The sequence below is a fragment of the Streptomyces sp. NPDC052687 genome (assembly GCF_040678395.1).
Lineage (GTDB): Bacteria > Actinomycetota > Actinomycetes > Streptomycetales > Streptomycetaceae > Streptomyces.
In genome coordinates, this window is sequence record NZ_JBFATR010000020.1 from 64,797 (window position 1) to 85,089 (window position 20,293).

The 20,293-nt window shown below is 73.9% G+C and carries 16 protein-coding genes; 6 read left to right on the forward strand and 10 right to left on the reverse strand.

The features are described 5' to 3' along the window. Positions 1–64: 64 nt before the first annotated feature. From AB0K92_RS18320 to AB0K92_RS18340, 5 genes are all read left to right on the forward strand, one after another. Entirely contained in the window at positions 65–2,806 is a 2,742-nt protein-coding gene (locus AB0K92_RS18320) for a SpoIIE family protein phosphatase (protein ID WP_365924040.1), read from the forward strand. A 133-nt stretch (positions 2,807–2,939) separates the two neighbouring features. Next, complete coding sequence (locus AB0K92_RS18325) at positions 2,940–5,174, forward strand: glycoside hydrolase family 9 protein (RefSeq protein WP_365924042.1); 2,235 nt, start codon at positions 2,940–2,942, stop codon at positions 5,172–5,174. A gap of 193 nt (positions 5,175–5,367) precedes the next feature. Further along, positions 5,368–5,613, forward strand: a complete 246-nt coding sequence (locus AB0K92_RS18330; protein WP_365924044.1) for a hypothetical protein — start codon at positions 5,368–5,370, stop codon at positions 5,611–5,613. A 1-nt stretch (position 5,614) separates the two neighbouring features. Next, a complete protein-coding gene (locus AB0K92_RS18335) occupies positions 5,615–5,992 on the forward strand; it encodes a toxin Doc (RefSeq protein WP_365924046.1) in 378 nt (125 codons plus the stop codon). A 488-nt stretch (positions 5,993–6,480) separates the two neighbouring features. Beyond that, positions 6,481–8,064 (forward strand): RICIN domain-containing protein, encoded by a 1,584-nt coding sequence (locus tag AB0K92_RS18340; RefSeq protein WP_365924048.1) that lies wholly within the window; start codon positions 6,481–6,483, stop codon positions 8,062–8,064. A 72-nt stretch (positions 8,065–8,136) separates the two neighbouring features. Here AB0K92_RS18340 and AB0K92_RS18345 read toward each other — a convergent pair whose 3' ends face one another. Continuing rightward, the gene (locus tag AB0K92_RS18345; RefSeq protein ID WP_365924050.1) at positions 8,137–9,306 is read right to left on the reverse strand and encodes a lactate 2-monooxygenase; all 1,170 of its coding nucleotides are present in this window, start codon (positions 9,304–9,306) and stop codon (positions 8,137–8,139) included. A 100-nt stretch (positions 9,307–9,406) separates the two neighbouring features. Then, positions 9,407–9,838: a hypothetical protein gene (locus tag AB0K92_RS18350; protein WP_365924052.1), complete on the reverse strand. Its 432-nt coding sequence runs from the start codon at positions 9,836–9,838 to the stop codon at positions 9,407–9,409. Positions 9,839–10,247: 409 nt separating this feature from the next. Here AB0K92_RS18350 and AB0K92_RS18355 point away from each other — a divergent pair, with 409 nt between their 5' ends. After that, entirely contained in the window at positions 10,248–10,670 is a 423-nt protein-coding gene (locus AB0K92_RS18355) for a subtilase-type protease inhibitor (RefSeq protein WP_365924054.1), read from the forward strand. Between the two features lie 166 nt (positions 10,671–10,836). Here the strand turns inward: AB0K92_RS18355 and AB0K92_RS18360 are convergent, their stop codons facing one another. The 8 genes from AB0K92_RS18360 to AB0K92_RS18395 all read right to left on the reverse strand — a co-directional run bounded on the left by AB0K92_RS18360 (position 10,837) and on the right by AB0K92_RS18395 (position 20,178). Beyond that, entirely contained in the window at positions 10,837–11,043 is a 207-nt protein-coding gene (locus AB0K92_RS18360) for a CDGSH iron-sulfur domain-containing protein (RefSeq protein ID WP_166004154.1), read from the reverse strand. Then, positions 11,024–11,677, reverse strand: a complete 654-nt coding sequence (locus AB0K92_RS18365; protein WP_365924056.1) for a HemK2/MTQ2 family protein methyltransferase — start codon at positions 11,675–11,677, stop codon at positions 11,024–11,026. The genes AB0K92_RS18360 and AB0K92_RS18365 overlap by 20 nt, the downstream gene beginning before the upstream one ends. Before the next feature lie 21 nt (positions 11,678–11,698). Then, positions 11,699–12,706: an iron-containing redox enzyme family protein gene (locus AB0K92_RS18370; protein ID WP_365924058.1), complete on the reverse strand. Its 1,008-nt coding sequence runs from the start codon at positions 12,704–12,706 to the stop codon at positions 11,699–11,701. A gap of 90 nt (positions 12,707–12,796) precedes the next feature. Further along, the gene (locus tag AB0K92_RS18375) at positions 12,797–12,982 is read right to left on the reverse strand and encodes a hypothetical protein (protein ID WP_365924060.1); all 186 of its coding nucleotides are present in this window, start codon (positions 12,980–12,982) and stop codon (positions 12,797–12,799) included. A 26-nt stretch (positions 12,983–13,008) separates the two neighbouring features. Further along, positions 13,009–14,016, reverse strand: a complete 1,008-nt coding sequence (locus tag AB0K92_RS18380) for a Ppx/GppA family phosphatase (RefSeq protein ID WP_365924062.1) — start codon at positions 14,014–14,016, stop codon at positions 13,009–13,011. Positions 14,017–14,322: 306 nt separating this feature from the next. Further along, complete coding sequence (locus AB0K92_RS18385; RefSeq protein WP_365924064.1) at positions 14,323–17,151, reverse strand: NHLP bacteriocin export ABC transporter permease/ATPase subunit; 2,829 nt, start codon at positions 17,149–17,151, stop codon at positions 14,323–14,325. Between the two features lies 1 nt (position 17,152). After that, a complete protein-coding gene (locus AB0K92_RS18390) occupies positions 17,153–19,375 on the reverse strand; it encodes an NHLP family bacteriocin export ABC transporter peptidase/permease/ATPase subunit (protein ID WP_365924066.1) in 2,223 nt (740 codons plus the stop codon). Continuing rightward, positions 19,372–20,178, reverse strand: a complete 807-nt coding sequence (locus tag AB0K92_RS18395) for an HlyD family efflux transporter periplasmic adaptor subunit (protein ID WP_365924068.1) — start codon at positions 20,176–20,178, stop codon at positions 19,372–19,374. The genes AB0K92_RS18390 and AB0K92_RS18395 overlap by 4 nt, the downstream gene beginning before the upstream one ends. Between the last annotated feature and the right edge of the window lie 115 nt (positions 20,179–20,293).

A 20,293-nucleotide genomic window follows, 5' to 3' on the forward strand; every position in this document is an offset into this window, starting at 1 on the left:
CACCCCGCCGGACCGACACCACCATCCGCACCTCAGGGACGTCCCGCGCAGGAGCAACCCCACCGTGAGCCCCACCGACCAGCCCGAGCACCCCGACCACGCACGGCACGAGGGCGGTTCGGCGACCCCGGACGGTACGGCGCCCACACCGTCCGCGACCGGCGCCGAGCCCTCGCCGTCCTCGCCGGCCCGCCGCGCCGACGAGACCGCGGCCGCCGGCCCCGACGGCCACCGGACCGAGGACGAGACACCGGCGACGGACCTCGCCCGCGTCGAGACCGGGACGCCGGCGACGGACCTCGTCCGGGTCGAGGGCGAGGCGTCGATGACGGACCTCGTCCAGTCCGGGACCGAGGCGGCGGTGACGGATCTCGTCCAGGCCGACGCCGAGGCGGCGGCGGTGCTCGCTCACACCGGTGACGACCCGTCGGCCGTCACCCGCCCCGCCGTCGGCGATCTCGCCGGCGTGTCCGCGACCTCCCCCGTCGGGCGGCTGGCCGCCACCGTGGAGCGGTTGCGCCGGGAGGTGCGGGCGGCGCAGGCCGAGGCCGAGGGCCGGGCACTGATCGAGCTGGCCAAGGGCATCCTGGTCGAGCGGCTCGGCTGCGGCCCCGCGCAGGCGGCCAAGCAGCTCGCGGAGCTGACCGAGCAGGCCCGGATGACCCCGCTGGAGTTCGCCGTCGAGGTCATCAACCAGGCGGCCCGCGACCGGGTCGCGGAGGCCACGGACGCGTTCCTCGCCAACGCCGTGGGCGCCCGCTCCGGAAAGCTCGACCAGGCCGCCGTACGCCTGCGCGCCGCCGAGAGCGGAGCGCTCGCCGCGCCGGACGCGCAGGCCGTCGTCGACTCGCTGCTGGAGCACGCGCTGCGCCCGCTGGGCGCGGTGGCCGTGGCCCTGTGGGCGGCGGGCCCCGACGGCTCGCTCACCCTGGCGGGCAGCGCCGGCTTCGCCCCGGCCGAGGCCTCCCGGTGGCGCTACGTGCCACCGGACGTGGCGACGGTCGCGCGCCGCGCGCTCACCGAGCGCGGCGGCCAGTGGATCTCGTCCCTGGCGGATACCGGGCTGCCCACAATCGGCCGTCACTCCGTCCCGGACGGCGGCCGGGTCGCCGAGCCGGCCGGCACCGGGGGCCGTATCCACGGGGTGCTGGAGATCGCCTGGCCGGCGCCGCTGGAGCCGCAGCCGCCCCAGGTCGTCCGCCAGGTCGAGGCGCTGGCCGAGCTGTGCGCGCACACCCTGGAGACGTACCCGCCACGCCCCGAGGCGGCCCACGAGCCGCGGGTCATGCCGGACACCGCGGAGCTGATGGACCTCGCCGACGGGCTGCACGATCCGGCCCTGGTGCTGGAGCCGTATCTCGACGACTCCGGGCGGCTGGCGGACTTCCGCATCCAGCACGTCAACACCCGCTTCCTGGACCCCGCCGGCCGGCCCCGCGCGGTGGTGAGCGGCGCGCTGCTGCTGGAGGCGTACCCGATGACGGCCGGGGGCAGCGAGCTGTTCCAGCGCATCGAGCGGGTGTACGCCACGGGCGAGCCGTTCCGGGCGCGGCGGATGCACCTGACCGCGCTGGTGGACCAGGTGCCGCTGTCGGCGGTCGCCGACATCAGCATCAGCCGCCACGGCAACAGCCTGCTGCTGATCTGGCGTATCGAGGACGAGACGGCCCGGCTGGCGAGCCTGCTCCAGCACGCCCAGCGGCTCGGCCGGGTCGGCGGCTTCGAGGAGAACCTGCTGACCGGCGGGATCACCTGGAACAGCCAGATGTTCGACCTGTACGGCCGTTCCCCCGGCAGCCCGCCGGTGCCGCTGGAGGACCTGCCCGCCCACGCGCACCCGGACGACGCCGTGGCCATCGGCCGCTTCCTGCGCACCCTGATGCACCACCGGCGGCCCGCCTCCGCGGCCTTCCGGCTGCAGCGGCCCGACGGCGTCACCCGCCACATCCGGGTCGTCGCCGAGCCCGTGCTGGACACCGACGGCCGGCTGTTCGTCGTCCGCGGCGCCTGCCAGGACATCTCGGCCCAGCACTGGACGGAGGTGGCCCTCGCGGCCACCCGCGACCAGCTCGCGCACACCGAGCAGCAGGCCGCCGAGCGCAACCGGCTGGCGCTGCAGCTCCAGCACGCCATCATGCCGCCGGCGCAGGCCCCGGTGCAGACGCCCGGCATGCAGGTGGCGGTGCGGTACCGGCCCGCGGAGACCGAGAACCTGGTGGGCGGCGACTGGTACGACGCCGTGGTGCTGCCGTCGCGGCGGGTGCTGCTGTGCGTGGGCGACGTGGCGGGCCACGGCATAGAGGCCGCGACCAGCATGGTCGTGCTGCGCAACGCGCTGCGCGGGCTCGCGGTCACCGGCGCCGGACCGGGCCAGCTGCTGTCGTGGCTGAACGTCGTGGCGCACCATCTCACCGGTGCCGTCACCGCCACGGCCGTCTGCGGCCTGTACGACCCCGAGGAGCGCACCCTGCGCTGGGCCAGGGCGGGACATCTGCCGCCGGTGCTGGTCCGGGGCGAGGAGGCCGAGCCGTTGCCGCTGATCAAGGGCCTGCTGCTGGGGGCCGTACCGGAGGCGGTGTACGAGGAGGACGAGATCCGGCTGGCGCCGGGGGACACCCTGCTGATGTACACCGACGGGCTGGTGGAGCGGCACGACCGCTCCGTGGAGGAGTCGCTGTCCCATCTGCTGGCCACGGCCTCCCGGACCGCGCCGACCGCCCTGGACCAGCAGCTGGACCGGCTGCTGACGTACAGCCGCTCGGACACGGACGACGACACCTGCCTCGTGGGGATCCGCGTGGCCTGAAAACGAGTCGCCTCCGGACCGTTGACGCCGCGTCGTCCCTCCCACAACGATGGCCGCGTCCCTTTTTTGGGAGCGCTCCCATAGCGTGCGAGGCACGTGCGGGAGCCACCCGTATCTCCCGAGGAGCCCCGACGTGAGAAGACGCAGAACCGCCCTGCTGTCCCTGACGGCACTCGTAGGCGCGGCGCTCACCACGGTCCCGGCGCAGGCCGACGAGGTCGAGCAGGTCAGGAACGGCACCTTCGACACCACCACCGACCCCTGGTGGACGTCGAGCAACGTCACCGCGGGCCTGTCCGACGGCCGGCTGTGCGCGGACGTACCGGGCGGCACGACCAACCGCTGGGACGCCGCGGTCGGGCAGAACGACATCACCCTGGTGAAGGGGGAGTCCTACCGCTTCTCCTTCCACGCCGACGGCACTCCCGCCGATCACGTGGTCCGGGCGATCGTGGGTCTGTCGGTGGCCCCGTACGACACCTGGTTCGAGGTGAGCCCGCAGCTCAGCGTCTCCGGCAACACCTACTCGTACACGTTCACCTCGCCCGTCGACACCACCCAGGCCCAGGTCGGCTTCCAGGTCGGCGGCAGCGCCGAGCCCTGGCGGTTCTGCATGGACGACGTCTCGCTGCTCGGCGGGGTGGCGCCCGAGCCGTACGAGCCGGACACCGGGCCCCGGGTCCGCGTCAACCAGGTCGCCTATCTGCCCGCCGGGCCGAAGAACGCCACCCTCGTCACCGACGTGACCGAGCGCCTGCCCTGGCAGCTGAAGAACGCCGACGGCGCCGTGGTCGCCCGCGGGTGGACCGTGCCGCGCGGCACCGACGCCTCGTCCGGGCAGAACGTCCACTCCCTCGATTTCAGCGGCTACAAGACCCGCGGCCAGGGCTTCACCCTGGTCGCCGACGGGGAGACCAGCCGCCCCTTCGACATCGGCTCCCGCGTCTACGACCGGCTCGCCACCGACGCGGCGAAGTTCTACTACACCCAGCGCAGCGGCCTCGCGATCCGCGACGACCTGCGCCCCGGCTACGGCCGTCCGGCCGGCCACGTCGGCGTCGCGCCCAACCAGGGCGACACGGACGTACCGTGTCAGCCGGGTGTGTGCGACTACCGGCTCGACGTCTCCGGCGGCTGGTACGACGCGGGCGACCACGGCAAGTACGTCGTCAACGGCGGCATCTCGGTGTGGGAGCTGCTGAGCACCTACGAGCGCGCGCTGCACGCCCGCACCGGCGAGGTGGAGCGGTTCCGGGACGGCACGCTCGCCATCCCGGAGAGCGGCAACAAGGTGCCCGACCTGCTCGACGAGGTCCGCTGGGAGCTGGACTTCCTGCTGAAGATGCAGGTGCCGGACGGGCAACCGCTGGCGGGCATGGCCCACCACAAGATCCACGACGAGAACTGGACCGGGCTGCCGCTGCTGCCCAGCGACGACCCGCAGAAGCGCGAGCTGCACCCGCCGACCACCGCCGCGACCCTGAACCTGGCGGCCGCCGCCGCGCAGGCGGCCCGCCTGTACAAGCCGTACGACCCCGAGTTCGCGGCGCGGGCGCTCGCCGCCGCGCGCAAGGCCTGGGCGGCGGCCCGGGCGCACCCGGACGTGTACGCGGACGAGAACGACGGCATCGGCGGCGGCGCCTACCCCGACCGCGCCGTCGACGACGAGTTCTACTGGGCGGCCGCGGAGCTGTACCTCACCACCGGCGAGCAGCGCTTCGCGGACCATGTGCTGGCCTCCCCGGTCCACACCGCCGACATCTTCGGCCCGACCGGCTTCGACTGGGCGCGCACCGCCGCGGCGGCCCGCCTGGACCTGGCCACCGTGCCCAACCGGCTGCCCGGCCGGGACAAGGTCCGCCAGTCCGTCGTCAAGGGCGCGGACCGGTATCTGGCTACCCTGAAGGCCCACCCCTACGGCCTGCCGTACGCCCCCGCGGACAACAAGTACGACTGGGGCTCCACCCACCAGGTCCTCAACAACGCCGTCGTGCTGGCCACCGCCTACGACCTCACCGGCTCCGCCAAGTACCGGGACGGCGCCGTGCAGACCATGGACTACGTCCTCGGCCGCAACGCGCTGAACATCTCCTACGTCACCGGCTACGGCGAGGTCAGCGCGCAGAACCAGCACAGCCGCTGGTACGCGCGTCAGCTCGACCCGCGGCTGCCCAACCCGCCGGCCGGCTCGCTGTCGGGCGGTCCGAACTCGAGCATCCAGGACCCGCTGGCGCAGAGCAAACTCCAGGGCTGCGTCGGTCAGTTCTGCTACATCGACGACATCCAGTCCTGGTCGACCAACGAGATCACGATCAACTGGAACGCGGCGCTGGCCCGGGTGGCGGCGTTCGTGGCGGACCAGGGCTGAGGCGGGCCCGTACCAGGTGCCGGCATACGTGCCGGCACCTGGTGTCGGCATACGCGAGGCACAGTGTCCGAGGGGTTCGAAAGTGATCCGCTTCTCATCGAATCTGACCGCTTTCGATCCTCTCGGTACCGTCACGTCCCCTATCTGACCTGGGGATATTTACGAGTAAGTACCCGCGAGGTACCGTGGCTCCATGCCAGCCCTCAACGTGGAGTTCAGCGATCGCGAGCTGGAGGACCTGCGGCAGATCGCCAAGGAGCGCGGGACGTCGATGAAGGCCCTCGTCCGGGAGGCGGCCGCGGCCGACATCGCGCGGCACCGGGCGCTGCAGGAGGGAGCCGAGGCCTTCCGCCGGTTCTTCTCCGCCCACGCCGACGAGTTCGCGGCCGCCTTCCCCGACGACGAGCCGCCCGCCGGTGGCGAGGGACGGGTCGCCTGACGTGGCACCCGTCCTCCACATCGACGTCCCCTGGCTGCTCCAGCGCCACGAGGAAGTCCTGCCGGACCAGCCGACCATCAACGACTTCTCCGCGCTCGTCGCCGCCGTCGCCCGGCACCGCGTCGACCCGCCCCGGCTCGGCGTCGACTCCGACCCGGCCTGGCGGGCCGCCGCGCTGCTGCACACCCTCGCCGTGCTGCGCCCGCTGCCGTCGGCGAACGCCCGCTTCGCCTGCGCGACCGCCGTGGCCTACATGTTCGTCAGCGGCGTCGGCATCGACCCGCCCTACGGCGCCCTCGTCGACCTCGCCCGCGACCTGATGGACGGCAGGACCGACGTCTACGGCGCGGCGGACCGGCTGCGCTCCTGGCAGATCTGACGCCGCCCGGTCCCGTGCCCCGCCCGCTGCCCGGCCTCGTGTCCCGCCCGCTGCCCGGCGCCGGTGCGCCGCTCCCGCCCTCGGGGGAGGCCGCCGGCCGAGGGCGGGAGGAACACGGCCGGCGGCCGTGCCGCGCGGGAGTGCCGCCGTCCCGCGCGGGGCCTGGCGATGAGGCCGGCTCCAGTGCACCCCAGCGCGCCCGCGGGCGGGAGCGTGCGCTTCGCCCCCGGCGCGGGCACGGGTTTCACACGGGGTGCGGGAAAAAGCGAATGGCGGGGCGGGCGGCGCGAGTTGCGACGGAATCTGACTTTATTTCAGTGGTGCTGATGTTGCCCAAGCGCCTTGTTGTGCGTGACTCGGTTGTGCAAGGGTGATCCACTGGGATTTCTGCTCTGATCCCCGCCCATAAAGGTACGCACCAAGTCAGGCTTCCTTTCGGCGAACAGAACTCCCGGCTGTCCCATATACGTGGGAAGGAACCCCGCTCAGTGCTCACCCCCCACCCCGCTCCACCGCCGTCCCCGGACGGCGTCCCCGGCCCGTCCGACGAAGCGCTGGCCGCCCGGCTCAGCGGCGTCCCGGACGCCGAGGTCTCCCAGGCCGCCGCCTTGTTGCTGGCCCGCCACTGGCCCTCCGCGTACGCCTACGCGAGCATCTGCCTCGCCTCGTCCGCGCAGGTCGCCAGCATGGTGACCACCGCGGCCTGCCACCAGGTACTGGACCGGCTCACCCTCGGCGACAACGGTGTTGCGCTGCGCCCGCGGCTGCTCGTCGCCGTGCGGGACACCGTGCGGCTCTGGGCCGCCGAGGACCGGATATCCGGTGTGCTGCCGGAGTTGCGCAAACCGGCCGGCGGACGCGGTATGCGCGCGGCCAAGTCCATGACTCCGGAAAACCGCAAGCTGGCGGAACGCGCTTTCCAGGAGCTGCCGGGGCCGGCCCGTTGTCTGCTCTGGCACACCGAGGTCGAGGCCGAGCCGCTGGACATCCCCGCCGCGCTGCTCGGCATGGACACCGACACCGCGGCGATCACCCTGGAACAGGCGCGGGAGAAATTCCGGGAAGGCTGCGTCCGCGCCCACCGGCAGCTCGCCCCGAGCCCCGACTGCCGCTTCTACAACCGCCTCCTGGACGTGCCGATCCGGCGCGGCGGCGCGCTCCTCCCGGACGTCCAGGACCACCTGGCGCAGTGCCGGCACTGCCGGGACGCCGCGGAGCAGCTGGGCCAGGTCGAGACCGGGCTCGGCGCGCTGCTCGCCGAGGCGGTGCTCGGCTGGGGCGCCCGCCGCTACTGCGACTCACGGCCCGGCCGCACCCAGCACCGCCGCCCCCGCGGCCGGGGCGCCCGGCGCGCGGGCCGCCGTCCCCGCGTGCTGCCCAGGTTCCCCGGCGTGGGGGCCCGTTCCACCCGGGCGCTGCGCACCGGCGTCGGCATCGCCTCCGCCGGGCTGCTCGCGACCGCCCTCGTCACCAGCCTGTCGTACGACGGCGACGCCGACCCCACGGCGTCCGCCGGCGCGACCGATCGCGGCGGCACCGACCGCGGCGACGCCGCCACCCCCGGGCCGGCCACCACTCCCCAGGACGCCGCCCAGCTCCCCAGCCCGCCGCGCGAGACGCGGTTCCGCAACGCGGCCACCGGTCTGTGCCTCGACATCCAGGGCGAGCCCAGGGCGGGCGCGGAGGCCGGGCTGTCGGAGTGCTCCGCGGAGTGGACCCAGCAGTGGTCGTACGAGGACGACGGCCTGCTGCGCAGCGTCGCGGACCCCGGACTGTGCCTCGACGCGCACGCCGACGCGGGCGTCGTCATCCTCGGCACCTGCGCCGAGGCGGGCGACGCGCGTGGCGGTGATGTGCGCTACGACCTCACGCTCCGGGGGGAGTTCGTCCCCCGCTGGGACGAACGGCTCGCCCTCGCCCCCGCCACCGGCGACCCGGGCGCCGACATCGTCGTCAAGGTCCGCGACGGTTCCCCCACCCAGCGGTGGAGCGCCGATCTGTCGGCCGCGGAGGGCGACCCCCTGTCCACCGACGACAGGGCCCGCCAGGCGGGGCTGCCGGAAACGCGCTGACCGCCTCGCGCCCGCCCCCGGCCCCGGCCCGTTCCGGGACCGGGGGCCGCTCGTCCGCGTGCGCGGGGGTGGTCAGCCGGCCTCCTCCACCAGGTCGGCGGCCGTCACGGTGGCGGGGGAGGCGTGGCCCGACAGGGCGAGGGTCAGGTCGAGTTCGGCCAGCAGGCAGCGGATGACGTGCTCGACGCCCGCCTGCCCGTCGAGGCCCAGACCGTACGCGTACGGCCGTCCGACGAGCACCGCGCGGGCCCCGAGGGCGAGCGCCTTGACGATGTCGTCGCCGGTGCGCACGCCGCTGTCGAACAGCACCGCCAGCCGGTCGCCGACCGCCTCGGCGATCCGGGGGAGCGCGTCGGCCGCCGCCACCGAGCCGGCCACCTGACGGCCGCCGTGGTTGGACACCACCACCCCGTCCATCCCCGCCTGGGCGGCGCGCCGGGCGTCGTCCGGGTGCAGGACGCCCTTGAGGACGATCGGGCCGTCCCAGTTCTCCCGCAGGAACGCGAGGTCGGGCCAGGTCTTGGCCGGGTCGGCGAACATGCCCGTGAAGTGCATGACGGCCGCGTTCGGATCCTCGTGGACCGGCCTGGCGAGGCCCGCCCGGAACGCGGGGTCGGTGAAGTAGTTGGCGGTGCCGACACCGTGCAGGAAGGGCAGATACGCCTGGTCGAGGTCGCGCGGCCGCCAGGCGAGCAGCGGTGTGTCCAGCGTGACGACCAGCACGCTGAAGCCGGACGCCTTCGCGCGGCCCAGGAAGCTGCGCGTCACCTCGCGGTCCTTCGCCCAGTACAGCTGGAACCAGCGCTCGGCGTCGCCCATCGCCTCCGCGACCTGCTCCATGGGCGTGCTGGAGGCGGACGACAGGATGTACGGCACGCCCTGCGCCGCGGCGGCCCGGGCGGCGGCCGGCTCGGCGTCCGGGTGCAGGATCGACAGCACCCCGACCGGGGCCAGCGCCAGCGGGGCGGGCAGCTTGCGCCCCAGCAGCTCCACCGACAGATCCCGCTCGTGGACGTCCCGCAGCATCCGCGGCACGATCCGGCGCCGCCGCAGGGCCGCCCGGTTCGCGCGGACGGTGTCGCCGTCGCCCGCCCCGCCCGCGACATAGCCGACCGGGCCGGGCCCGAGCCGCCGCTCGGCCATCTCCTCCAGCCGCGTCAGGTCCGTGGGCAGCCGCGGCACCGCGCCGGTCATCCCGTTCAGGTAGATCTCGTACTGGAAGTCCGCCCAGTGCCTGCCCATCCCGTCCCCTCCCACCGCAGAACCCGAGCCTGCGCCGCCGCCGACCATACCGGCCGGTAGGGGAGTGCGGGATCACTCCGTGCCCAGGCGGTGTCCGGCTTCACGGGCCGGTGCGCGGGTCAGGCCAGGGATGCCCGTCCGGTGACGTGCCGCACGGCCGGCCCGCGCGGACGAAATCGCCGTACTCGTCCTGCACCACACCCTGGTTGACCCATCGCCCGCGTACGGCTCCTGTGCCCGCTTCCGCGAGAATCAAGGCGTCCTCCGGGGCCTCGGCCGCCCCCAGGAGCAGACCGAAGTCCTCCTCCTCGGCGTCCTGGTCGAACGGCGGGAAGACGTCCAGGTCCAGGAAGCTCTCGTCACCGACATCCTCGACGGCGTGGACGTAGACCTCGTAAGCCGTTCTCGCCGCCCGGATCTCGACGTACCGCACACCGGGGCGCTCGGGCGAGCCGACCGGCCCGAGGAACTGCTCGACCGACCGGCCCCGCCGCAAGGCCCCGATGAGGAAGGGCTCCGTCAAGTAACGCACTCGGGCACAGTACGGCCCGGCCGGGCCGACCGGTGGATCCGGTCCAGGCCCGGACGCGAGGACGGTTCGTCCAGCCCGGGGGCGTGGAGTGGATGATTCGACCATCTTCCGCTGAACGTCGGGCGTCCGGTGGGGGGTGGTGCCGGTCGGATTCGGAATGTTTCCGGCCGATTAACGAGGATGGTGAAACCAGCCATTCGGCCAACTAAAACGATCAAGAACCGTGCAGATTGGCGATTGGAACGTTCGAATCCCGTGACTTCGCGCCACTGATTCAATACGCAATGTTACTGAAACCGATGGGGTCGATGTGAGTTTCGGCGCCGGACTCGGCAGACTCGCGCTCGCCGGCCGGCACTCACAGCGTGCGGTACGGCACTCAACGCAATCGAGCGGAAGGAAGCACACAATGCGGAACTTCGCGTGCCGGGCAGCGACCCTCGCCCTCGCGGCCACCGCGCTCGCCGCACCCCTGAGCGGGACCGCCCAGGCGGCGCCCGCCACGCTCTACGCCCCCTCCGCCCTGGTCTTCACCGTGGGCCACGGCGAGACCGCCGCCCAGACCGTCCCGGAGCGTGCGGTCACCCTGAACTGCGCACCGAAGCCGTCCGGCACGCACCCGGATCCGGCCTCGGCCTGCGCGGAACTCCGCCGTGTGGACGGCGACTTCGCCGCCCTGGAGAGCGAGAGCGGCGTTCTGTGTACCCGGGAGTACGACCCCGTGGTCGTCACGGTCGACGGCGTCTGGCAGGGCGAACGCGTCTCCTACGAGCGCGTCTTCGCCAACGAATGCGTGAAGAACTCGTCCGTCGCGAGCGTCTTCGCGTTCTGAGACCGGGATCGCGGCCGGTTCCGTGAAGGCAGCAGGAGTTCCGCAGGTGGGGAGTGCGGATTCCTGTCACGGACCGCGGCGGTCTCGTGACAGGGGCCGGCGGGCGGAGTGGGGCCGCCCGCCGGCCTCTCGATCATTCCGGCATTCCGGCATTCCGGCGCGCCGCTCACCGCTCCCGGGTCCGGGCGCGGTGGCTGGTGTCGCACCAGGGAAACGTACGGCTGCGACGGCAGGTGCACAGGGCGACCCGGAACCGGTCGGAGGACACGGTCGTGCCGTCCTCCAGCTCCACCTCCACCGGGCCTTCGACCAGCAGGGGCCCCTCGCGCCGCATCCTGATGCGGCGGGGACCGTCAGTCGGGGAGTTCGGCACGGACGACCACCAGCTCTTCCTTCTCCTCCGAGGGCCCGAGCAGCCCCCGGTGTCTCAGCCACTCGGCCCGGGCGCTGAGCACCGGACCGAAGGCGATCCGGCTGCGCCGGGTCACGGCCGCCTTCAGGCCCGCCGCACGCAGCTGCGCCAGCGTCCGGTCCGGGTCGTTGAGCGCCGAGTGCACCATCAGCAGCACCCCTCCGGGCCGCAGCAGACGCGGTGCCTCCCGGCAGATGCGGTCCACCACGAGGCGTCCGTCGTGGCCCCCGTCCCAGTTCCGGGCCCGCCCGCGCGGGACGCCCCGCCCGTCCGGGGCCGGCACGTACGGCGGGTTGGCCAGGATCAGGTCGAACCGCTGCCCGCGCACCGGGGCGAACAGATCGCCGCGCCGGACGCGCACCGGCAGCCGGGAGCGCCGGGCGTTGACCCACACGGCGCACACCGCCCGCCAGGAGACGTCCACGGCGGTCACCTCGGCACCGCGCCGCGCCGCCTCCAGGGCGAGCGCACCACTGCCGGTGCCGACGTCGAGCACCGCCGCGTCCGGGGGCAGCGGCTCCTCGGACAGAGCCGCTGCCAGCAGGGAGGTGTCTTCCTGGGGCGGATACACGCCGGGTGGGATCAAGGGATTCACGCTCTCCCAGTACCCGGATGTTCAGGATGTATGGGATGGTGCGGAAGTGACGGCGGAGCGGAGCGAGGACCTGCCCGCCGTCCAGTCCTCCAGCAGCCGCCGCGCGAACCGGTCCTCGACCAGACCGGTGGCGTCGATCCCGAAGGCCACGTCGGGCGCCAGCTGCGGCTCCTCTTCCAGCAGGCCGCCGATGACGTCGTGGCGCACCACCTGCTCGTGCACCGCGTCCGCCTCCACGTGCTCGTCGTAGAAGTGCTCGGCCGCGGGACCCGCCCCGGTGCGCCGCATCGCCTCCGCCAGCCGCCGCGAGCCGGGCGACGAGGTGACCTCCACGGCGGCGAAGTGACCGACGAGGGCGCCCCTGAGCGCCCGGTGCAGGCCGAACAGCGACATCAGGTTCACCGTGGCCAGGGCCTCCGCGGACGCCGCGTCGAGATAGCGGCCGTAGGTGGTGTCCAGGCCCAGGTCCGTCATCAGGTCGGCGAACAGCCGGGCGTGGACCCGGTCCGCGCGCCCGCCGCCGAACTCGTCGAACTCCACCGCGGCCATCGCCGCCTTCGCCCGGCCCCACAGCCGCGGCAGCACCCAGGCGTGCGGGTCCGCCTCCTTCAGGTGGTACAGGGACCGGTGGGCCGCGTACTCCCGCAGCATCCACAGCTCGCCCTTGTCCCGCAGATAGTGCGTGACGCCGGTGCCGTCGACCGGTTCGACCAGCAGATCGGCGAGCGCGTCCTCGACGCCGTCGTGCACCGGGGTGTCCGCCCGCAGCGCCGCGAGGAACCGCCGCTCCAGCGCCGCCCGGGCGCGCAGCAGCTCAGGGTCCCACTCGCGCTCCGGGTCCACGCCGGCGAAGCCGCGGTAGTGCAGCTCGTAACAGAGGTAGAGGGCGAGCTGGAGGTCGTCGCCGTACGGGTCCGCCGCCGCGGCCTCCTCGGCGCCCGGCGGAGGGCCGGCCGCGCGCAGGCAGTCCTCGACGGCGGCCGAGAGCGGGCCGCGGGGCGGGGGCAGGGGCTGTCCTTCGTGTTCCATGCGCAACGGGTACCCCGGAAACCCCGGAACGGGCCGCCGGCACCGCACACCACGCGTCCGGAGCAGGCGAACGGCCCTTCGCCCGGCCCCTCACTCGCCCTCGGACTGCTCCTGTGCCCGGGTGTTCGGCGTGATCGCCTCCCCGGCCTCGCCGTCCTGGCGCCGCTGCTCCTCGGTGTCGCGCACGCGGCGCTCCTCGTCCAGTATTTCCCGCAGGACCTCCTCGAAGGCGGTCTCCGGCTGCTCTTCGTCGCGGTGCTTGTCGTTGGCCGACACGGTGACCGCTCCTTCCGGTCGCAGGGTCAGGATGTGGTGCTCGCGATGCGCAGCGGCACCGGGTCCGCGGCCGCGCCGCCCTCGTCGAGCCGGCTGACCTCCGCCCACCAGGACGGGCCGTCCTCGATGTGGCGCAGCAGCACGCCCTCGCGGATCGCCCACGGGCAGACCGTGAGCGTCCTGAGGCCGGTCAGCTTCATCGCGGTGTGCGCGACCAGCGCGCCGGCCAGGCTCTGCGCGGCGCGCGGCGCGGAGATACCGGGCAGCAGGGCCCGCTCGGCGGCGGACAGCGCGGCCAGCCGGTCCACCGCCGCCCGCAGGTCCGCGCGGCGCAACTGCCGCTCCGCGAACGGCCCCTGGCGGCCCGGTGCCGCGCCGCACAGCCGTCCGAGCTGCTGGAAGGTGCGCGAGGTGGCCACCGCGGTCCGCGGCCCCTCCCAGCGGATCCGCGCACTGGCGTCCCGCAGCTGATGGCGGACCTTGCGGCGCAGCGCCCGCACCTGCTCCGGGGTCGGCGGGTCCTGGTCCGTGAAGAACTCGTGGGTCAGCCGGCCGGCGCCGAGCGGCAGCGACGCCACGAAGTCGGGCAGCCGGCCACGGCCGAAGGCCACCTCCAGCGATCCGCCGCCGATGTCCAGCAGCGCGAGCGGGCCCGACCGCCAGCCCATCCAGCGCCGGGCGGCGAGGAACGTCAGCTCCGCCTCGACCTCGCCGGGCAGGGTGCACAGCTCCACGCCCGTGCGCGAGCGCACGGCACGCAGCACCTCGCGGCGGTTCGGGGCGGCCCGCACCACGGCGGTGGCGAAGGCGAGCGGCCCGGCCGCGCCCCACTTGCTCGCGGTGAGGTCGGCCTCGGCGACGGCCTCGGCGAGGCGGTCGACGGCGGTCTGCGGGATCGGCTCGCCGGGCCGCACCTCGTCGGCGAGACGCAGCCGCCACTTCGCGGTGTGCACGGGCAGCGGCACCCCGCCCTCCGCGTCCGCCACCACGAGCCGCACCGTCTTGGAGCCCACGTCCACCACGCTGATCCGCATGTCAGGCGGGTACCCGAAAAGCCGTACGCCCAGTCTTCGGGCGGATGATCACCGCAGGGCGCCAAGAAGCACACGGCCGACCGCGAGGCGGCGGCGCGCCGCCCGAGAGCCGCCCGCACCCCACGAGGACCGGCAGCGTTCAGGCCAGGCCCGGCACACGACCTCGATCCGCGGCCCGCCGGGGCACCGCCCGGGTCCACGGTCCGCCGGGGCACCGCCCCGGTCAACGGCCCGCCGAGGCACCGCTCCGGTCCACCGGGCACCGACGCCCCGCCCCGGCCACGGCGCACCGCCGCGCCGCCCGGTTCACGCCAGCTGCCGCCGCACCAGCTCGTGCAGGCGGCCGCCGGTGTCCGCGAGGAGCTCGGAGGGCGGGCCCTGCTGGGCGATCCGGCCGTTGTCCATCACGATGACCCGGTCGGCGTCCAGCACCGTCGACAGCCGGTGGGCGATCACGACGCGGGTCGCGTCGAGGGCCTTGGTGCTCTCGATGACCCGCCGCTGCGTCTCGTTGTCCAGCGCGCTGGTCGCCTCGTCGAAGAAGAGGATGCGCGGGCGGCGGATCAGCGCCTGCGCGATCATCAGCCGCTGCCGCTGGCCGCCCGAGATCGCCCCGTTGCCGGCGACGATGGTGTGCAGACCCATCGGCATGCGCTTGATGTCCTCGGCGAGCCCCGCCATCTCGGCGGCCGCCATCGCCTCCTCCGGCGTGTACGGCTCGGTGCCGCAGATGACGTCCAGGATCGACCCGGTGAACGGCTGCGCGTGCTGCAGCACCACCCCGCACTGCCGCCGTACCGCCGACTGGTCGAGCGCGGCCAGGTCCTGGCCGTCGTAGAGGACACTGCCCGAGGACGGGCGGTCGAAGCCGATCAGCAGCCGCAGCAGCGTGGACTTGCCGCAGCCGCTCGGGCCGACGATCGCTACGAACTCGCCGGGCCGGACGGCGAAGGAGACGTCGTCGAGGACGAGCGGACCGTCGTCGGAGTAGCGGAAGGACAGCCGCCGTGCCTCGATCGCGCCGGACAGCCGCCCCGGCCGGGTGCTGGCCGTGCGCACCTCGGGCAGCTCCCGCAGCACCGGCTTGATCTGCTCGTACAGCGGCAGCGCCGCCACCAGCGACACGAACGCGCCGGTCAGCTGGGTGACCGAGGTCAGCAGCATGGTCACCGACGTGTGGAACGCCAGGAACTCGGCCGCCGACATCGAACCCCGCGCCGGCCCCGCCAGCAGCATGAACATCAGCAGCGAGCACAGCGGCAGGTACACCGCCCCGAGCACCGTGGAGAGGTTCTTGATCCGGCCGAGCCGCTGCTGAAGCTCCCGGCCGCGCGCGAACTCCTCCGCCCACGCCGCGTACGCGTAGTTCTCCGCCGCCGCCACCCGCAGTTTCGGCAGGCCCCGCAGCGTCTGGAACGCCTGGTTGTTCAGCTTGTTGGTGAGCACCGTCAGCCGCCGCTGCCAGCGCACCTGCCACAGCCCCAGCCCGAGGAACACGGCCGAGACGACGACCAGCATGGCCACCGCCGCCAGCGCCATCGGCACGCTGTACCACAGCAGCAGCCCCAGGTTCACCGCCCCGACCGTCACGGACTGGGCGACCGTCGGGCCGACCCCCGCGAGCAGCCGGCGGATCGCGCTGATGCCCATCGCCGCACTGGCCAGCTCACCGGTGGACCGCCCGGTGAAGAACTTCGTCGGCAGCCGCAGCAGCCTGTCCCACACGGCCGGCTGCAGCGTCGCCTCGATCCGGCCCTCCAGCCGCAGGAGCGTCAGGTTCTGCAGCAGCATGAACGCCGCCGCCACCACACTGCAGGCGATCACCGCCGCGCACACCTGTGCGATCAGCCCGCCCTGTGCCTTCGGCACGTACTCGCCGAGCACCTTGCCGGTCGCGATCGGCACCAGCGCGCCGATCGCCACCGTCACCAGCCCGCTCAGCAGCAGCGCGGTCACATCGCCGCGCGTGCCGCGCAGACAGAACCGCAGCAGCCCGAGCGGACCCAGCGGGCGGTCCGGCAGCGGCCGGTAGAACATCACCGCGCGCGGCTCGAACTCGCCCGCGTTGGCCTTCTCGACCGGCGTCTCCCGCCCGGTCGCCGGATGGACGGCCACATAGCCGCCGCGCCGCCACAGCAGCGCGACGGGCGCCCCGGACAGCGCCCGCTGCCCGACCAGCGGTCCGGCGTTCTCCCGCCACCAGGCGCCGTCCAGCCGCACCGCGCGGGTGCGCACCCGGGAGGCGAGCGCGATCCGCTCCACCGGGTCGAGGCGGTCGCTCTCCGTGCCGCCGTGGCCCGGATCGGCCAGCGCGATCCCCGCCGCGCGGGCCACCAGCCGGCACGCCGCGTAGGTGGCGTCCGCGTCGGCGGCCGTCGTCCGTCGCTCCGAGGAGCGGCCGATGGCCGCCAGCAGCGTCCGGTCGGCCCGCGCACGCACCTGCTCGCCGGCCTTGATCCCGGCCGCGGCGCGCGTCTCGTGGCTGCGCTCCAGCTGCTCGATCCACCGGTCCAGCGTGGTCAGCAGGCGGTACTGCTGGTCCACCAGGCTCTGCCACAGCGCCGGGTCCATCAGCAGATCGGCGGCGGCCTCCGCGCCGTACAGCGAGCCGTACTGGACGCTGCCCGGCGGCACCTGCATCCAGAACACGTCCTCGTCGGTGACCGCCCCGGCCCCCTCGACGGCTCCCTCCGACGCCATCGGTGCCTGGAAGAGCACCGACAGGCCGCGGCCCACGCCCAGCGCGAGGGCGTACTCGAGCGGGCTCGTCGTCGGCGGCACGTACTGCGGAGTGCCGTACTCGTCGTACGACCAGGTCTGCGTGGCCGCCGGCTGGTACAGCTCGCGCAGGCCGATGCGGTGCACCACACAGCCCCGCACCGGACGCGCCACCAGCGTGTGCTGCGGGCCCGCGACCGGGCCGAGCAGCAGCGTGCCCGCCTCCAGCCGGCCCAGGTGGTGCCAGTGCCCCTGCCGCGCCGCGTCCACCGCGAACAGGTCGAGCGCGCCCGCCGCGACCAGCCACAGCACCTGCGGGCCCTCCAGATCGAGCCGGGTCAGCGCCGACCCGTCGATCGGCGTGCCCAGCGAGGACAGGGCGCCCAGGACCAGGTCGCCCTCGTCGAGGGTCGTCATCTCACCGCTCCCTGACCAGTGCCGCGTACGCGCCGCCGCGCGCCACCAGCTCCGCGTGCCGCCCGCGCTCGACGACCGTGCCGTGCTGGAGGACCACGATCTCGTCGCTGTCCCGCACGGTGGACAGCCGGTGCGCGATCACCACACAGGCACAGCCGCGCCGCCGCAGGTTGTCCATCACGACCAGTTCCGTCTCCGCGTCGAGCGCGCTGGTCACCTCGTCCAGCACCAGGACGCTCGGCCGGCGCACCAGCGCCCGCGCGATCTCCAGCCGCTGGCGCTGCCCGCCGGAGAAGTTCCGCCCGTCCTGCTCGACCCGGCTGTGGATGCCGCCCGGACGGCGCATCACCACGTCGTACAGGGCCGCGTCCCGCAGCGCCTCGATCACCGCGTCGTCCGGGATCGACGGGTCCCACAGCGCCACGTTGTCGCGGATCGTGCCCTCGAAGAGGAACACGTCCTGGTCGACGAAGGAGACGGAGGCCGCGAGCGCGCCGCGCGGAATGTCCTCCAGACGCCGCCCGTCGATGCGGATGACGCCCTCCCACGGCGTGTACAGACCCGCGATCAGCCGCGACACGGTCGACTTGCCGCTGCCGGACCCGCCGACCAGCGCCACCTGCTGCCCCGGCCCGACGGTCAGGTCGAAACCGGTCAGCAGCGGCTTGTCCAGCGGGCTGTAGCCGAAGGTGACGTTCTCCAGCTCGACGTGCCCGTGCAGCCGCCGCGTGGACTCCCCGCCCGTACGGCTGTACAGCGGGTCCGCGCGGAAGTTCTCCACGTCCTTCAGCCGCGCCACGTCCGCCGCGAAGTCCTGGATCCGGCCCGCGACCCCGTTGAGCCGGGTCAGCGGCGCCGTGAACCGGGTGACCAGCGCCTGGAAGGCGACCAGCAGACCCACCGAGATATGGCCCTCGACGGCCCGCATCCCGCCGATCCACAGGATCAGCGCGCTGTTCAGCGTGGCCAGCGTCGGCGCCACCACACCCAGCCAGGCGCTCGGCACCCCGAGCCGCTGCTGCTCCTCCAGGGTGGTCGCGTGCTGCCCCGCCCACTTGCGGAAGTAGCCGTCCTCGCCGCCGGTCGCCTTCATCGTCTCGATGAGCTGCAGACCGGAGTACGCCGTCGTGGTCAGCCGCGCGTTGTCCGCGCGCAGCTTCGCCGTACGGGTCGCGCGCAGCCGGATCACCACGCGCATGGCGACGAGGTTCAGCAGCGCCACGCCGATGCCGACGAACGTCAGCTGCGGGTCGTACGTGTAGAGCAGCACCGCGTACAGCACGACGACCACCGCGTCCACGCCCGCCGCCGCGAGGTCGCGGGCCAGGGTCTCGGCGACCGCGTCGTTGGACTGGAGGCGCTGCACCAGATCGGCCGGGCTGCGCTGGGAGAAGAAGGTGACCGGCAGCCGCAGCAGATGGCGCAGGAAGCGGGCGCTGGACAGGGTGGAGGAGATGATCCGGCCGTGGTGCAGGTTCGCCTGCTGCAGCCAGGTCAGCACCAGCGTGAGCAGCACGCACGCGCCCATGGACGTGAACAGCACGTCCAGCAGCGAGGTCTGCCCGCCGATGAGGAACATGTCGATGTACGTCCGGCTGAGCGCCGGCACCGCCGCGCCGACCAGCACCAGCAGCAGGCTCGCCAGGACGGCGGCGGGCAACGTGCCCGCGGTGCCGCGCAGCCGGGCGGGCAGCGCGCCGAGCACGCCCGGCCGGCGCCCGCCCTTGGTGAAGTCCGCGCCGGGCTCCATCACCAGCACCACACCGGTGAAGCTGCCGTCGAAGTCCTCCATCGGCACGAACCGCCGGCCCTTGCCGGGGTCGTTGACCCACACGCCGCGGCGGCCGAAGCGGCGGCCCATGCCGTCGTAGACGACGTAGTGGTTGAACTCCCAGAACAGGATGGCCGGCGCCTGCACCTCGGCGAGCGCGGCCAGGTCCATCTGCATGCCCTTGGCCGTCAGGCCGTAACCGCGGGCCGCCTTCAGCAGGTTGCTGGCGCGCGAGCCGTCGCGGGAGACACCGCAGGCGATGCGCAGCTCCTCCAGCGGGACGTGCCGGCCGTAGTGACCGAGCACCATCGCCAGGGAGGCGGCGCCGCACTCGACGGCCTCCATCTGGAGCACGGTGGGGGTGCGCACGGTACGGCGGCGCACCTTGGGGACCGTGCGCCGCGGCGGGGCGGCCCGGCGGCGGCCCCGGGTTTCCCCGGCGGTGGTGGTCACGGCAGCAGCCAATCGACGGGACGCTGATCGGCCAGCCGGATCGAGCCGGTGGCCAGGGTCATGGAGGTGAGGCGGTGCGGCGGGCCGTCCGTGGTCGACCAGGCGTAACCGCTCTTCGTGGACGCCGACTTGTCGAGGCGGACGAGCACGGCGACGGGACGGCCGTCCTCGGTGAACTGCTCGCCGAGCCGGCCGTCACCGAGGAACGCGCCGATGCGCTGGGCGGTCTGCGGCGAACGGTCCACGGACTGCACATGGCCGCGCAGCACGCCGTACTCCTGGGTGGGCACCGTCTGCACGGTGAGGTCCACGGGCGCGTCGGCGGGGATCGCGGAGGCGTTCTCGGCGGGGACGTACACCGTCGCGTACAGCGGGGCGTCCTTCGCCGTCACCTTCTCCACGGCGGCGACGTCCGCGCCGGTGGAGACGATCTGCCCGATCGTCGCGGCGAGCGCGGTCAGCCGGCCCGCGGCCAGGGAGCGGACCACGGTCTCGCCCTCGGCCGTACGGACCTTCAGGACGGGGGAGTGGGCGGGCAGCCGCTCGCCCTCCTCGGCCAGGATCTCGGTGACCTGGCCGGCGACGGGGCTCTGCAGGACGTAACTGCCCTGGCCGTGGGTGAGGATGGCGGGCGCGCTCACCGTGGAGGACACGCTGCCCGTCACCGCCCACACCGACGCGGCGGCCATCGCGACGACCGTCACGGACAGCACGAGCCAGCCCTGCGGGCGGGCGAGGCGCACGGGGAGGTCCAGCTCCTCGGACGACTGGAGCCTGGCGAGGGCCTGTTGGCGGAACTGCACGGGGACTCTTCCCTCACCGGGTGAACTGCGGGGACGTGCGTGGTGGCATCCGAAGAGTCCCGGGGGGGGGCGGGGGCGGCCGGGGGGGGGGGGCACCCAGGGGCGGGCGGCGGGA

Coding starts and splice junctions, on each gene's coding strand:
- AB0K92_RS18330 (WP_365924044.1), top strand. CDS start 5,368: ATGCCAGCCCTCAACGTGGAGTTCAGCGATCGCGAGCTGGAGGACCTG.
- AB0K92_RS18355 (WP_365924054.1), top strand. CDS start 10,248: ATGCGGAACTTCGCGTGCCGGGCAGCGACCCTCGCCCTCGCGGCCACC.
- AB0K92_RS18385 (WP_365924064.1), bottom strand. CDS start 17,151: ATGACGACCCTCGACGAGGGCGACCTGGTCCTGGGCGCCCTGTCCTCG.
- AB0K92_RS18370 (WP_365924058.1), bottom strand. CDS start 12,706: ATGGAACACGAAGGACAGCCCCTGCCCCCGCCCCGCGGCCCGCTCTCG.
- AB0K92_RS18380 (WP_365924062.1), bottom strand. CDS start 14,016: ATGCGGATCAGCGTGGTGGACGTGGGCTCCAAGACGGTGCGGCTCGTG.
- AB0K92_RS18345 (WP_365924050.1), bottom strand. CDS start 9,306: ATGGGCAGGCACTGGGCGGACTTCCAGTACGAGATCTACCTGAACGGG.